The sequence below is a fragment of the Spirosoma utsteinense genome (genome assembly GCF_014282275.1).
GTDB classification, from domain to species: domain Bacteria; phylum Bacteroidota; class Bacteroidia; order Cytophagales; family Spirosomataceae; genus Spirosoma; species Spirosoma utsteinense.
The window spans coordinates 194105-207796 of sequence record NZ_VFIA01000003.1 but is presented as its reverse complement, the minus strand read 5'-3'; the positions used below and the strand labels follow the sequence as shown (position 1 = coordinate 207796).

The following is a 13692-nucleotide window of genomic DNA, read 5'->3' as shown; positions in this document are numbered from 1 at the left end:
GGCGTGGTATTGCCGGCTTACATTTCGATCAAACTTACCGGAATCCGCTTGTTCTCGGCGAGGTCGAAAGCACACTGGCCAAAGTTGGGAGGCCCCATCAGCATGGTCACGTTCGAGAAGCCAAACGGTTCGGCAGGCATCGGGCCGTTGAAGTCGATCTTCTCGTTGCCGTTCAGATCCTGATACAGCCGAACGGCGTAACGGCCTGCCACCAGACTATCAAACGTAACGACTAGATCCCCCGAAGCGGATACGTCCACAATCTGCGTGCGAAACGATTCTCCGTCGAAGCTGGCGGCATTGTTGGCCAGCCCAAGCCGGATCTTGCCCGTGCGCTTCGATACGTTTTGAATAACAACGGTCAGGGTGTAAGTTGGCCCGGCGGCTGCTACCGTGGTTGAAGCTACAGCGGTCTGCGCCAGGCAGGGACGGGTGTTGACCGTCATAAACAGGGTGGCGCCAATAGCGAGTGTGACGAGGAAGTTTTTCATGATCGATAGTTATGATTTATTCGTTTGTGTGTTGCTCGATAGTACAAACGTAGGGCTGTACGGCGGTTCGTTGCAACTGAAAGGGACGAATAGCACGGTGGTGGGCTGTTCAGTAAAGAGAAGGGACAATTGGGTGTATTTGAAGGCGTTTGGAGGTTTGTGAACAGGCTCGTTTGAACACTGGACAAGAGCAGGTAGTTTAGCAGAAGCCTGCTCAGAACCCGTTTGTCCTGAAATAGTACTAACTTTACCAGATAAAATTACTCATTATGGCTCAGTATCAACTTGTCGAAAAAAGCGACATCCAGCATCACAATGAATATTATGAGCTGCGCACGACGCAGACGGAAAGCCCCAGAAGTTTGTTCTTCACCACGAATGAAGAAAATCTGGAAGAGGTTGCCGCCGAAATCGTAAGTAACGAATTGTCGGGTGTGGCCCATTACACCGTTATTCCACACCGGAAAGACAGCTAAACTAAATCGACCCACTAGACCGTACTTACCCATGGAACCGCTGTTTGCCACCTCCCAAACGGAAGCCCTTGTGCCCCGTATCCGCGAGTTCGTTCTCAACGAACTTATTCCGCTCGAAACCACGGAGCACCTGACCGGTAACTTCTCGAAAATAGCCAAAATCCTTGATCAGAAGCGGGAGCTGGTGAAACGGGCCGGGCTTTGGGGGTTGCAGCACAGCATCGACGAAGGCGGGCTGGGACTAACCCTATGCGAGTTTGGGCAGATCAGCGAAGTACTGGCCTGGACACCCTTCGGCCACTATACCTTCAACTGCCAGGCCCCGGATATCGGCAATATGGAGTTGATGAACCGGTACGCGCCTGAACACCTCAAACACAAATACCTGGAGCCACTGAAGGAAGGTGATATCCGGTCCTGCTTTTCCATGACCGAGCCGGAGTTCGCCGGGTCCAACCCCACCCGAATGGGAACGATGGCGGTACGTGATGGTAATGACTTTGTCATTAACGGTCGCAAGTGGTTCACCTCCTCGGCCGACGGCTCGGCTTTTGCCGTGGTCATGGCCGTGACCAACCCCGACGCGTCGCCCCACCGCCGGGCCAGTATGATTCTGGTGCCGACCGATACGCCGGGTTTTGAACTGGTGCGGAATATCAGCATCATGGGCGACGGCTCCGACCACTGGGGCAGCCACGCCGAAGTTACCTACACCGACGTTCGGGTGCCGGTTGAGAACCTGATCGGGGGCGAGGGCATGGGCTTCACTCTGGCGCAGGAGCGGCTGGGACCGGGCCGTATTCACCATTGCATGCGCTGGATCGGTATCAGTGAGCGTTGCTTCGACCTCATGTGTCGGCGAGCGGCCACCCGCGAGATGGAAGATGGCGTGATGCTGGGCGAAAAGCAGTTCGTGCAGGGCTGGATTGCCGAAAGCCGCGCCCAGATCGATGCGTCCCGACTGATGGTGCTACGTACGGCGCAGAACATCGACAAGCTCGGGGCGGCAGCGGTGCGCAACCAGATTTCGGAGATCAAGTTCTACGTGGCCGATATTATGCTCAGCGTCATTGACCGGGCTATTCAAACCTACGGCGCTATGGGTATTACCGACGATGTGATTCTGCCCTGGTACTACCGGCACGAGCGCGGAGCCCGGATTTATGACGGTGCTGATGAAGTTCACAAAACTGCCCTGGCCCGCAGCATTCTGAAGGAGTACGGACTCGACACGCGCAAGAATAAGCCCGCTGACGTAGCATCCGCCCGGGCGTAACAGGCAAACGCGCTTCGTTCAACCAGCTTCCTCAACATGACCCCAATCAAACAGGATACGCCCACCACCACCCGGCCCGGCGAAGAACTCAACATTCATGCTCTGCAAACGTACCTCGATGACCACACCCCGGACTTCGGTACGATCACCAACGTAGCCCAGTTTCCCGGCGGCTACTCTAACCTGACCTATCTGCTCAGTGTGCAGAAAAGTGGACTCAGCGAACAGGAATACGTATTGCGTCGGCCACCGGTGGGCGCAAAGGACATTAAGGGTGGTCACGATATGAGCCGCGAGTTCCGGGTGCTGAGCCTGCTGCGGGATGCAGGCTACCCAAAAATTCCGGCTCCGGTTGTTTTCTGCGAGGACGAATCGATATTGGGTTGTCCGTTTTACGTTATGGCGCGGGTGCCCGGCGTCATTTTGCGGGCGAACACCGCGCCGAAAATGGCTATTCCCGCCGATACCATGCGTCGGCTGTCGGAATCGCTGGTCGATAACCTGGTGCAGCTGCACGCGCTCGACATTCAGCAGACCGGCTTGAACCAGCTAGGAAAACCCGAAGGCTACGTAAAGCGGCAGGTTGACGGCTGGAGCAAACGTTATCTGGCCGCCCAAACGGACGACGTTCCCGCCATGACCGACCTGGCCCGCTACCTTTCCGATGCGCTGCCCGACGAAAACGCGCCGGGACATAACGCACCAACGCTGCTTCACAACGATTTCAAGTACGATAACGTGGTGTTCGATGTCGATGCGTTGACCGGCCCATCAGCCACTGATGTACGAGCGGTGCTGGACTGGGAGATGTGTACCGTGGGTGATCCGCTGATGGATGTGGGAACCTCGCTGTCGTACTGGGCCGAAGCGGATGACGACCCGTTCCGGAAAACGTTTAATTTAACGCACCTCCCTGGTAACCTTACCCGGCATGCGTTTGCCCAGCGCTACGCCGAAGGCAGTGGTCGCGATATTTCCAATTTGCTTTACTATTATATATTTGGGCTGTTCAAGAATGCCGTCGTTATCCAGCAGATTTACGGGCGGTACAAAAAAGGACTGACGAACGACCCGCGCTTTGCTGCTTTGCTCACCGGTGTCCAAACCCTGTCGCAGGCAGGGGTCAAATCCGTGGAAACGAATAAATACTAAACGCCAGGTGACAAACGCTTTTCTCATTATCGATACCCAGTTCGATTTCTGCCACCCCAATGGCGCTTTGTTCGTGCCGGGGGCCGAGCAGGACGTTGAGCGGATGGCTTCGCTGATTCGCGGCTACGCCGACCGTATTGACCATATCGTCGTTACGCTCGATACCCATCACCGGCTCGATATCGCCCATCCGATGTTCTGGATCAATGCCGAAGGGGAGCATCCCGCGCCCTTCACCCGTATTTCGGCCGATGACGTAGTCAATGATCGGTGGATACCCCGGTTTGCCGCCGACCAAACCCGAACGTATGTCCAGAACCTCGAAGCCGACGGACAGTTTCAGCATTTCATCTGGCCGGCCCACTGCCTGATCGGGTCGCGCGGGGCGGGGCTGCACGATACCCTGTTCGACGCGCTGACGTACTGGACGCAGCAGCGCGACCGCGACTATGTAGCCGTGCAAAAAGGGCTCTATCCGCTAACCGAACACTTCGGGGTCTTTCAGGCGCAGGTTCCTGATCCGGCGGTGCCGGAGACGCAGTTGAACACGGCGCTCATTGCCGATCTGGATCAGTTCGATACCATTTACCTGATGGGCGAGGCTAAATCGCACTGCGTGGCCAATAGCCTGAAACAGTTGCTGGATTTTGCCCCGGCTCTCGTTCCCAAACTCGTGCTCGTGACTGACTGCACGTCCGATGTGACGGGCCTTGGCCATCTGGCCGACTCCATCTACGCGGAAGCCCGGAGCCGTAACGTCCGTTTTATGGACTCTGCTGCAATCTTTAGCTGAAAACTCGTACTTTTCGGCTTATGGAAAAGACGCTTCCCCTATTTCCGCTCAACCTGATTGTCTATCCCGGTGAGGATCTGAACCTGCACATCTTCGAGCCGCGTTACCGCCAACTCATCAGCGAATGCATTGAAGAGGAACGTACGTTTGGTATTCCGGCCTTCATTAACAACAAATTACCTGGCTACGGTACTGAGATGCACGTGACAACGCTGCACAAACGCTACGACGATGGCCGTATGGACGTAAAGTCGAAAGGGTTAGGCATTTTTAAACTGGTTAATTTCGAGAATCCGGTAGCGGGTAAGCTCTACGCGGGTGGCGATGTCGAACTGGTAGAGTCGGGCGATGGGTTCAGCGCCCATGTCGATGCCCTCGCTGAGCGCGTAGGACGACTCTATAATTTGCTGCAAATTGAAACGGACTATGATCCGCTCGTCGAAAACTTCTCGTATCGGGTCGCTCACAAAGTGGGGCTGTCGATCGAGCAGGAGTACGAACTGCTAACACTGGAAAGCGAAGCCGAGCGCCAGCTCTTCCTGATCCAGCACCTCAACAACGTACTACCCGTTGTGTCAGACATGGAGCGTACCAAACAGCGCATCCGTATGAACGGCCATTTCAAAAACCTCGACCCGCTTAATTTTTAATTTTGAGTGAGTGATTGGTGAATGAGTGAATAATGCATGCGACAGCTATTCATTCATCAATCACTCATTCAAAATTAAAAACTAGTGCCTCTCCTCCACATCCCCAATTTTCTTGGCTCGTTTGGGAAGCTGGTCGGCGAAATCCTGGAAGTTTTTGATGGGTGGTCGTGGTTTTTCGGCCTCACCGATCAGGAAGCCGTATGGTTTGAGTGAATCGACGGCGTCGAAGATAACTTTCAGGATCGCTGTCATGGGCAGGGCCAGAATCAGTCCGGGGAAGCCCCAGACGTTTTCCCATAGAATCAGGACAATAATGGCTGCCAAGGGGTTGATACTTACTTTGGAGCCCACAATGTAAGGCGTAATGAAGTTGCCTTCTATCGTCTGAACAAACAGAAAAATACCGATAACGCCCAACGCCTTCAGCGGGTTATCTTCCGTAACCAGTGCATACGCTGCAGGTAGCAACGAGCCCAGCGAAATGCCGAAATACGGTATCAGCACCAGACAGGCCCCAAAAAAGCCAAAGAATACGGCATAATCGATCCCGAGGATAAGCAGCCCAACGGTCATCAACGTGCCAATGATCAGGATAACCAGTACCAGACCCGCCAGGTAATCCTTGACAACCGTATAGATACCCTGCATGACCGCATCGATTTTCGACTTGCGGGTATCGTCGAACGCTTTGTAGAAAAACGACCGGAAAAAGTCGCGGTAGAGCAGGAAGAAGAAGATGAACAGCAGCACCAGAAAAATATCGGTTAGTGTGCTCGTCGTAGCCAGTAAGGTTGAGGTTAAAATGGCACCCCCTTCGGCCATTGCCTGATTGAGGTATTTTCTGACCTCGGAAAGCTGCCGCTGCCGGTCAATGTTAAATTTCTCGTCGGCAAACGTCTGAATCTGGTCCAGGTACTTGTTACCCCGTTCTATCAACTGCGGGATAACTTCGGCGAAACTGCTGATCTGGACCGAAACGGCATAGAGGATACCCGTAATAACGGCCAGCGTTAAAATCAGGCACATGATGATGGCTAGAATACGCGGGATCTTCCAGCTTTCGAGCCGGCGGGCCAGCGGGAACAGCAACACCGCAAATAAGATGGCGAAGACGAGCGGGATAAGCACGCCCTGTAACGCATGTAATCCGTAAACGATGATCACCAGCGATAGTAACACGCAGGTTACTCTGGCGTAGGAGGGGAGCTGTATTTCCCGGGGTCGTAAGTCCATGATGTTGGCTTAACACCCGTATGGGCTTAATCGTTATGTTTATAGTAAAATAGGCACTAGTACTATTTACTCAGTTACTGGTTGTCGATCCGGTAGGTAGGAACTCGTTAACGGGTATTGGGACCTAACGAAGCGGTTGTCTATGCTAACCTGTTCATTTTCAGACTAAACGACTAGGGCGTATAGCCTATAGAGCTGTTAAGTTTTTGTTAAGGATACGTATACGTGTCATAACGTTGTGGATAAGCAGTGTAACTTCGGGCAGCCAGCCAGTAGGCAGGCTTTACTTACCAACCTCGCTTCGTATGAGTGCTGCAAAAGCTGCTCAACCATTGCATCGAGTTTTAGTCGTTGATGACGACGCCGACATTGTCGAGATGCTCGAATATAATCTCACCAAAGAAGGCTACGATGTTCGCACCGCTACCGATGGGCGCAAAGCCCTCGAAGTAGCCCGGACGTACCTGCCCGAACTGGTTGTATTGGATATCATGATGCCCCACCTGGACGGTATTGAGGCCGGTCGGCAACTGCGCGATATTCCCGAGATGCGCCAGACGTATATCCTTTACCTTACTGCCCGTTCGGAAGAATATTCTGAAGTGGCTGCTTTCGACGTTGGTGCCGACGATTACATCACCAAGCCAATTAAGCCGCGTGCGCTGATGAGCCGCATCAATGCACTGTTCCGGCGCGAAGCACAAAAAGCCGACCCCGGCGAACAGATCGCTATTGCCGACCTGAACATCAACCGAAAAAATTATTCGGTCACCCAGGGTGAAAAGTCGGTAATTCTCCCCAAGAAAGAGTTTGAACTGCTGTTTTTTCTGGCCCAGCATCCCAACAAAGTATTTAGTCGGGAAGAACTGCTACAGAAGATATGGGGTGCCGATATTTACGTGCTCGAACGCACCGTTGATGTTCACATTCGGAAACTCCGGGAGAAAATCGGCGACACCCACATCCGAACCCTTAAAGGTGTGGGCTATATGTTCACCGACCAAAATGAATGAGCGACGGTCTAACGTATCAGTGAGTAAATTGGTGACGGTGAGACGTTTTGGTGAGCGAATTGGTTTAGGTAATAGTGATTGTATTGAATTTTCCATTCACTCAATCACTCATTCAATCATTCACTAAATGTCATTGAGTCCCCGCATTATTGCCCTTTTACTGGCTTGCCTGATTTCGGCGCTGACTGTCGCGTTTCTGACATTTGTGGAAGGAGTCACGAACGCCATGCTGTTCGTCGTTGGTATTTCATCGTTCGTCGTTTCGTTCTTCCTGGTTCTGTACGCTATCGAACTGCTTGTGTTTCGAGAGGTGAACAAAATGTATAAAACCATTCATAAGCTGAAGATTCGCGACTTTACGATTTCCCGTAAAACGATTATCAAAAACACGAATCCGTTCAAGAAACTGAACGACGAGATTTTTGTGTATGTCGCCAAAAAGCAGAAAGAAATCGACGAGCTGAAGCGGCTGGAGCAGTTCCGGCGCGAGTTCCTGGCCGACGTTTCCCACGAACTGAAAACGCCTATTTTTGCCGCCCAGGGTTTTATACACACCCTGATCGATGGGGCGGTAGACGATGAGAACGTTCGGGATAAGTTTCTTGCCAAAGCTGCCAAAAGCCTCGACGGACTCGATGCACTGGTAAAAGACCTGGTGGCGCTCTCGCAACTGGAAACGGGCGAGGTGAAGATGAATTTCGACCGGGTCGACCTGCGACACGTAACGCAGGATATTTTTGAGCAACTGGAGAAGATAACCCATACGAAACGAATTTCGCTACAGCTTAAAGCCGCCCATATTGGCCCTATTCTGGTTAAAGCCGATCCACAGCGTATTGCGCAGGTAATGACCAACCTGATCGAAAATGCCGTGAAGTATGGCAATGAAGATGGCCGGGTGCTGGTTGCCCTGGAAGACGATAAAAAACAGGTTGTGGTATCTGTCCGGGACGACGGGCCCGGTATTCCGCCCGAGCACCTGAGCCGCATCTTCGAGCGGTTCTACCGGGTTGAGAAAAGCCGTTCCAAAGATCGGGGCGGAACCGGCCTGGGGCTGGCCATTGTGAAGCACATACTGAATGCACACAAAGCCAAGATTACCGTCATGAGCAAGCTGGAAAAAGGCACTACGTTTCGTTTCAAACTCGAAAAAGTGGACTAGTAGAACCCTGCTAGATAATTCGTTTCAGCGCAAAACTGGCAACGATGATCTGGCCACTCCGCCGGACCAACAGCGACACTTCTTTACCTTCCCCTTTTTGAAGTACCTTGTAAATATCACTGATTGACAGTTCATTGGCTGAATTGTTGTTGATGAACAACAACTCATCGCCTTCGCGCAGACCCGCCAGCGCAGCCGGTGAACCGTCTACGACTTTATCGACATAATAGGTGCGGAACTGGTCTCCTTTAGCCCGAAGCTCCATACCGCTCATATCGTGCTCGAACTGCTCCCGCATCAGCCGTTTAATGGGCTTCATGACGATGTACCGGTCGGGGTAGTTGAAGGTGACATTAAATCGCCTTAACAACTCGCAGCCTACGTTGCCCTGCCGCTCGGGCATGTCGACCAGCTTCATGCCAAAAGACATGCTATCGGGAAAGGATGCCAGAATGTTATCCAACTCATAGCGTCCGAAGCGGATTTTCTGAATACGCCCCATACTGCCGTTGATGACGCCGTTGAGCCCCCGCCCCAGCTGGGCCCGGATAATTTTTACGGGTAGCGGCATCGAGGCCGTGCTCCGCGACCGGTCGAGTAACAGGGCATGACCGGCACCCGTGTCGAGGACAACCCGCAGCGGCAACGATTTTTCGCCGTCGAAGACCGAAAGCGCATCCGTATAGGCTTTGGTATCCTGAATGGTAATGGGGTATCGGTCACCTTTGCGCTTTTTGTAATGATACTTTTTAGGGTCCATGAGCATGATTTCCCGACGCTGAAAATCGACGTTCACGACAAAGTTGGCAAAGATCTCATAGCCAAAAATACCATGGACCGGCGTACCAACATACTCCGACAGTTTCAGGATATCTTCATCCAGGATAACGAGGTTATGATGCGACGCTTTCAGGTTACCCATGCTGATGCTGTTGTCGATTGCAACGGAGGCCGTCAGGGCCCCGCCCTCACCGGCTCCGGCGAGTTTGATTTTTCGGGTGAGCCGGAGTGGCTGCTGGCGAAACGCAGCCGGGTCGGTAATGATGGTGTTGCTGACGCCCGTATCCAGAATAAACTGGAGGGTATCCGACTCGTTGATCCGGACGGGAACAATGATCAGGTTGGAATGCAGTTGAAACGGAATCCGCGTCCAGGAGCGGTTTCCGGCGATGAAAAACCCGTATCGATCTTTATCCGGCGTACGGAGGTGATCGTCCCCACGTGCGACCAAACCGGTACTTAGGAGTCCGATGATCAGAACCAGCGTTTTCATAGTAGTTGTTTACAACATTGAAATCTACGTATTTTTTATCCGAATAACACAAAATTTACAAAACAGGTTTACCTGCTGTACGAACGGTATGCATAATCTATAGATGGTCGGGGAAAATTTAGCCGGAGGTGAGCAAGAGCGTTCCGGTGAAAAGACCTAATTTCGCCCGTGGATGGGATTTTTGGCTCGTTTGTCTAATTCTTCCGAACTGATTTTGAACACATTATTAATTTGCCATGCGTAAAAAAATTGTTGCCGGTAACTGGAAAATGAATAAGACAGCCGATGAAGCAACGGCCTTGTTGTCGGAGGTTGTCAACATGATTAAAGACGAAGTGACGAGTGATGTCAGGGTGGTGCTGTGTCCTCCTGCGCTCTACCTGACCACGTCGCGGCAGTACCTCACGGCGGGCGGCAAAATTTCGCTTGGTGCTCAAAACTGTCACGAAAAAGCGTCAGGTGCCTATACGGGCGAAATTTCGGCTCCCATGCTCCAGTCCATCGGTGTCGAGTACGTCATCTTAGGCCATAGCGAACGGCGCCAGTATTTCGGCGAAACCAATGCGCAACTGGCCGAAAAAGTGAACATAGCCCTCGAAAACGGCTTGACGCCTATTTTCTGCTGTGGCGAATCACGTGACCTGCGCGAAAATGGCGATTACGATGCCTTTGTGAAGAATCAGATTACCGAAAGTCTGTTCCATCTCTCGGCTGAGGCCTTTGGCAACGTCGTTATCGCTTATGAACCTATCTGGGCTATCGGCACAGGCCTGACGGCTTCGTCGGCGCAGGCGCAGGATATGCATTTTGAGTTGCGTCGGCATATCGCCGGTCAATACGGCGATACCGTAGCGCAGGATACCAGCATTCTGTATGGTGGCAGCGCCAATGAGAAAAATGCGGCCGAACTATTTGCTCAATCCGACGTAGACGGCGGGCTGATTGGTGGTGCTTCCCTCAAATCGCGCGAGTTCACGATTGTCGTGAAAGCAGTGCAGTAGATCAATTTTGACTGAGTGAATGACAGAATGATAGAGCTAGTGCAATGACAGTGCTGCGCTACCTAGTCACTCATTCTATCATTCACTCAGTCAACATTACCTTATGACAGCCGCTTTCTACATCCAGGCACTTGGCCTGCAACCTCATCCGGAAGGGGGCTACTTCGCCGAGACCTACCGCTCGGCGGAAATGATCCCGCAGTCTGCTATGCCGGAGCGATTTGGTGGGGCGCGTTCGTTTGGAACCGCCATTTACTTCCTGCTCGAAAGCCACAATTGCTCGGCACTGCACCGGATCCAGTCTGACGAGGTCTGGCATTTCTACGCCGGTGGTCCGCTCGAAATTTTTGTTATCGAGGCCGATGGCGCGTTGACCATTATCCGGCTAGGACCCAATCCTGAGCGGGGTGAGGTCTTCCAGGCCGTAGTGCCCGCCGGGTGCTGGTTTGGCTCGAAGCCCGCCGTGGATTCGGCTGCCGTTACTACCACGTTTTGTCTCGTTGGCTGTACCGTTGCACCAGGTTTCGATTTTGCCGACTTCGAACTAGCCGACCGGCATGGGCTCCTGGCCCGGTTTCCGCAGCATCGGGCTTTGATCGAACAGCTTACGTAGGCGGTCAACTTCCAGCGTTACCGGAAGCTTACATTCCCGAACTTTGAGACAACCCGGACCTTGGTGCCCGTGCCACGCCCAATCTTGCCGACATACTGCTTCGTTAGTCGAGCCCCCCGGTTATTCTCCGTTTTATCGTCGGGATTGAGGGTAAAGTGAAACGAAGGGCCGGACGAATAATTAAAATTCCCGTAGCTAACCGTCACATCGAAGTCAGAGTCGGTGTTGCTGTCCATTGGTATCGCTACTGACGAATAGGAGGCCTGGATATCGAGATTATCGGCTGTTTTGGGCATTTGGTCGATTCGGAAACCGCCTGAAAAGCTCAGCTTTATCCGGCCCGACTCCCGCAGTGTGCCAATCGTTGCGCCGGAGTAGTCGATATCGGCCGTGAGCCGGCCTACTTCGCCAATGCGCATTTTCCCGAACTTGTTTACCAGCGTCAGCACATTGACTTTTTCCAGATCGAGTCCGCCGTAAGCAATATCCAGTTTCCCCTGATCGAGCGTACGAATCGTTGCCTGACCGTAGGCAACATCGATGTCGTTTACGCGGTTGGCCAGATCATCCGCGTTGAAATTGCCATACCGGTTATGAACGGTCAGCGGTGCATAGAAAGCCGGAATGCTGGTGTTTCCAAACTTATTGCGGACTGTCAGGGCGTTTTGGCGCGGCATCGATACCGAATAGTCGATGCGAACGTTGTTGCGCTCTTTCCCATTTTTCCAGTTGCCAAGACTCCAGTTCGTCGTACTGCTCTGGCTGAAATTCGTGCGGATAACGATCTGATTGCCGGTTCGTTTCTCGTCGATGTCTACCGCATCCATAAATCGCTGTGCCCGCTCGTCGGAATCGGAGTTGGCAGAGATGGTGATCTGAACCCGAATTTCTTTCTTGTCCCAGATCGCGACTGTCACCTGCCCAAACTGATTATCGACCGTGAGGGCGTCGTTTGCATCTACATCGAACAGTTTAATAATCGTCTTCTTCTTCTCGACACCACCTACGATAATAGGATCTTCGGCCCAGGTCAGCAAGGGCAGCGCACACAGCAATAGGCTATACAGGATTTTCATTGGTCTGTCGGTTGATGCGCTGGATAACACGCAACTGTTCATTAAGCAGATTGATCTGATAGTGCAGATTCTGAATCATGGCCTGAATCAGCACATCCTGATTCGGGTTCTGAGGCAGATCAGCCTTCAGGGACTGATACGATTTTTCGAGCCGGTCCAGATCCGTAGCAAACTCCCGGTATAAGGCGGGGTTGTCTTCGGTCATCTGTTTCAGTTCGGCGCGTTTGTTATCGATCAGCCGGGTGTATTGCACGACCTCCCGGGCATATAATGGGCTGGCTGCTACCACATCGGGCTGGTGCGCTACACCATACTGTTGATTGACATACAGAAAACTGCCCGCCAGTATAAGTACGGCAATAGAAGCGGCTACCCGCCAGTCCAGCGTCTGCCAGAACCACCCCGTCCGGCCGGTTTTTGCGCTGGTGGACTGATCCTGGGGTCGATGAATCTGCTGGAATGGTGATGCATTTGCCGGACCAGTTGACCCATTCAGGCCGGGCGCTGCCTGGTCAGGCTGCTGTTTATCGAGCCCGGCCTCGATCTTTCGCCAAAGGTCATTAAGTGGGTCCTGATCAAAGGCCTCCTGGTTGTCGCGGACGAAGCGTTCTAAATTATCCTTTTTCATTTGTTTTGTTGTTTACGTCAATAAGTCAAGCAGTCGTTTCTTACCCCGCAGATATTGGGTGCGGGATGTTGTTTCGCTTATGTTCAACACGTTACCTATCTCTTCGTGGTCGTAGCCTTCAAACAGGTACAACGAGAGAACCACGCGGTAACCTTCGGGCAACTGGGTCATAGCCCGCCGTACCCGCTCTACTTCCAGTTGGACGCCCTCTTCATCGTACGGCTCAACATCGGCAAAATCAGGCCCGTCTGCCGAATCACCATTTTCTCCTCCAAACTGAACCGAATCCAGATTGACCAGATCCAGCCGTCGGCCGCGCAGGTGGTTGATCGCCCGATTGACCACGATCTGCTTCAGCCAGGCACCAAAGGTGCTTTGTCCCCGGAACGAGCCAATATGGCTGAAGGCATCAATAAACGCTTCCTGCAACACATCTTCAGCTTCGGCTTCATGATTCACGATGCGCAGGCACACGTTATACATTGCCTTCACATACTGCTGATACAGGTCATACTGAGCCCGTCGCTCGCCTTGCTGGCAGCGTTTAACCAGATCACTATGGCGGTCTGGGTACGGTTTAGAGTCCAACAGGTTCAGATCAAAGGTGGTTTAGGTGGCAGTCAGGGGAAAGACAATACCAACGGCTCCAGCGTTGCACCAGGGCGCAAAGATTTTCTGTAACTTACCTAAAGATACACAGTATGTACAAGTAGAAAGCTAGTTTGCTCTTTCTGGTTCATAACGATGGTACCAATTCTTTCTTTGCTCATCAGGTCATCCGTCTGATTGAAGAAGATAATTACGGCGGTATGGAGGGGTGTGTATTCAACAATAAAACCCGCGGCTGGCTTCGGT

General features: G+C 52.6%; 15 protein-coding genes. 9 read left to right on the top strand and 6 right to left on the bottom strand.

Annotated features, from left to right (window positions below):
- Positions 1–17: 17 nt before the first annotated feature.
- Entirely contained in the window at positions 18–491 is a 474-nt protein-coding gene (locus tag FH603_RS03340) for a DUF2141 domain-containing protein (RefSeq protein ID WP_186736038.1), read from the bottom strand.
- A gap of 269 nt (positions 492–760) precedes the next feature.
- Here FH603_RS03340 and FH603_RS03335 point away from each other — a divergent pair, with 269 nt between their 5' ends.
- Genes FH603_RS03335 through FH603_RS03315 form a run of 5 tightly spaced genes read left to right on the top strand, consistent with a single transcriptional unit; the run spans position 761 to position 4838 of the window.
- Complete coding sequence (locus FH603_RS03335; RefSeq protein ID WP_186736036.1) at positions 761–967, top strand: hypothetical protein; 207 nt, start codon at positions 761–763, stop codon at positions 965–967.
- Positions 968–998: 31 nt separating this feature from the next.
- Positions 999–2243 (top strand): acyl-CoA dehydrogenase family protein, encoded by a 1245-nt coding sequence (locus tag FH603_RS03330; RefSeq protein WP_186736034.1) that lies wholly within the window; start codon positions 999–1001, stop codon positions 2241–2243.
- 36 nt (positions 2244–2279) lie between these two features.
- Positions 2280–3395, top strand: a complete 1116-nt coding sequence (locus FH603_RS03325; protein ID WP_186736032.1) for a phosphotransferase family protein — start codon at positions 2280–2282, stop codon at positions 3393–3395.
- A gap of 7 nt (positions 3396–3402) precedes the next feature.
- Positions 3403–4188, top strand: coding sequence for a cysteine hydrolase family protein (locus FH603_RS03320; protein WP_186736030.1), 786 nt, complete (start codon positions 3403–3405; stop codon positions 4186–4188).
- A gap of 20 nt (positions 4189–4208) precedes the next feature.
- On the top strand, positions 4209–4838 hold the full coding sequence (locus FH603_RS03315) for an LON peptidase substrate-binding domain-containing protein (RefSeq protein WP_186736028.1): 630 nt from the start codon (positions 4209–4211) through the stop codon (positions 4836–4838).
- A gap of 81 nt (positions 4839–4919) precedes the next feature.
- On the opposite strand, the gene FH603_RS03310 is transcribed toward FH603_RS03315, so the two are convergent.
- Complete coding sequence (locus tag FH603_RS03310; RefSeq protein ID WP_186736027.1) at positions 4920–6071, bottom strand: AI-2E family transporter; 1152 nt, start codon at positions 6069–6071, stop codon at positions 4920–4922.
- A 305-nt stretch (positions 6072–6376) separates the two neighbouring features.
- Here FH603_RS03310 and FH603_RS03305 point away from each other — a divergent pair, with 305 nt between their 5' ends.
- Both FH603_RS03305 and FH603_RS03300 read left to right on the top strand, forming a co-directional pair.
- Positions 6377–7084 carry a response regulator gene (locus tag FH603_RS03305; RefSeq protein ID WP_186736026.1) on the top strand — a complete coding sequence of 236 codons (708 nt, stop codon included), beginning with the start codon at positions 6377–6379 and terminating at the stop codon, positions 7082–7084.
- A gap of 127 nt (positions 7085–7211) precedes the next feature.
- Positions 7212–8246, top strand: coding sequence for a sensor histidine kinase (locus tag FH603_RS03300; RefSeq protein WP_186736024.1), 1035 nt, complete (start codon positions 7212–7214; stop codon positions 8244–8246).
- 10 nt (positions 8247–8256) lie between these two features.
- Here the strand turns inward: FH603_RS03300 and FH603_RS03295 are convergent, their stop codons facing one another.
- Positions 8257–9519 (bottom strand): aspartyl protease family protein, encoded by a 1263-nt coding sequence (locus FH603_RS03295; RefSeq protein ID WP_186736023.1) that lies wholly within the window; start codon positions 9517–9519, stop codon positions 8257–8259.
- Between the two features lie 236 nt (positions 9520–9755).
- On the opposite strand from FH603_RS03295, the gene tpiA reads away from it, so the two are divergent.
- Entirely contained in the window at positions 9756–10520 is a 765-nt protein-coding gene (gene tpiA / locus FH603_RS03290; RefSeq protein ID WP_186736021.1) for a triose-phosphate isomerase, read from the top strand.
- A gap of 103 nt (positions 10521–10623) precedes the next feature.
- Complete coding sequence (locus tag FH603_RS03285) at positions 10624–11133, top strand: cupin domain-containing protein (RefSeq protein WP_186736020.1); 510 nt, start codon at positions 10624–10626, stop codon at positions 11131–11133.
- 17 nt (positions 11134–11150) lie between these two features.
- Here the strand turns inward: FH603_RS03285 and FH603_RS03280 are convergent, their stop codons facing one another.
- Genes FH603_RS03280 through FH603_RS03270 form a run of 3 tightly spaced genes read right to left on the bottom strand, consistent with a single transcriptional unit; the run spans position 11151 to position 13425 of the window.
- A complete protein-coding gene (locus FH603_RS03280; protein WP_186736019.1) occupies positions 11151–12209 on the bottom strand; it encodes a hypothetical protein in 1059 nt (352 codons plus the stop codon).
- Positions 12193–12837, bottom strand: coding sequence for a hypothetical protein (locus tag FH603_RS03275; RefSeq protein WP_186736018.1), 645 nt, complete (start codon positions 12835–12837; stop codon positions 12193–12195). The genes FH603_RS03280 and FH603_RS03275 overlap by 17 nt, the downstream gene beginning before the upstream one ends.
- A gap of 12 nt (positions 12838–12849) precedes the next feature.
- Positions 12850–13425, bottom strand: a complete 576-nt coding sequence (locus FH603_RS03270; RefSeq protein ID WP_186736017.1) for an RNA polymerase sigma factor — start codon at positions 13423–13425, stop codon at positions 12850–12852.
- Between the last annotated feature and the right edge of the window lie 267 nt (positions 13426–13692).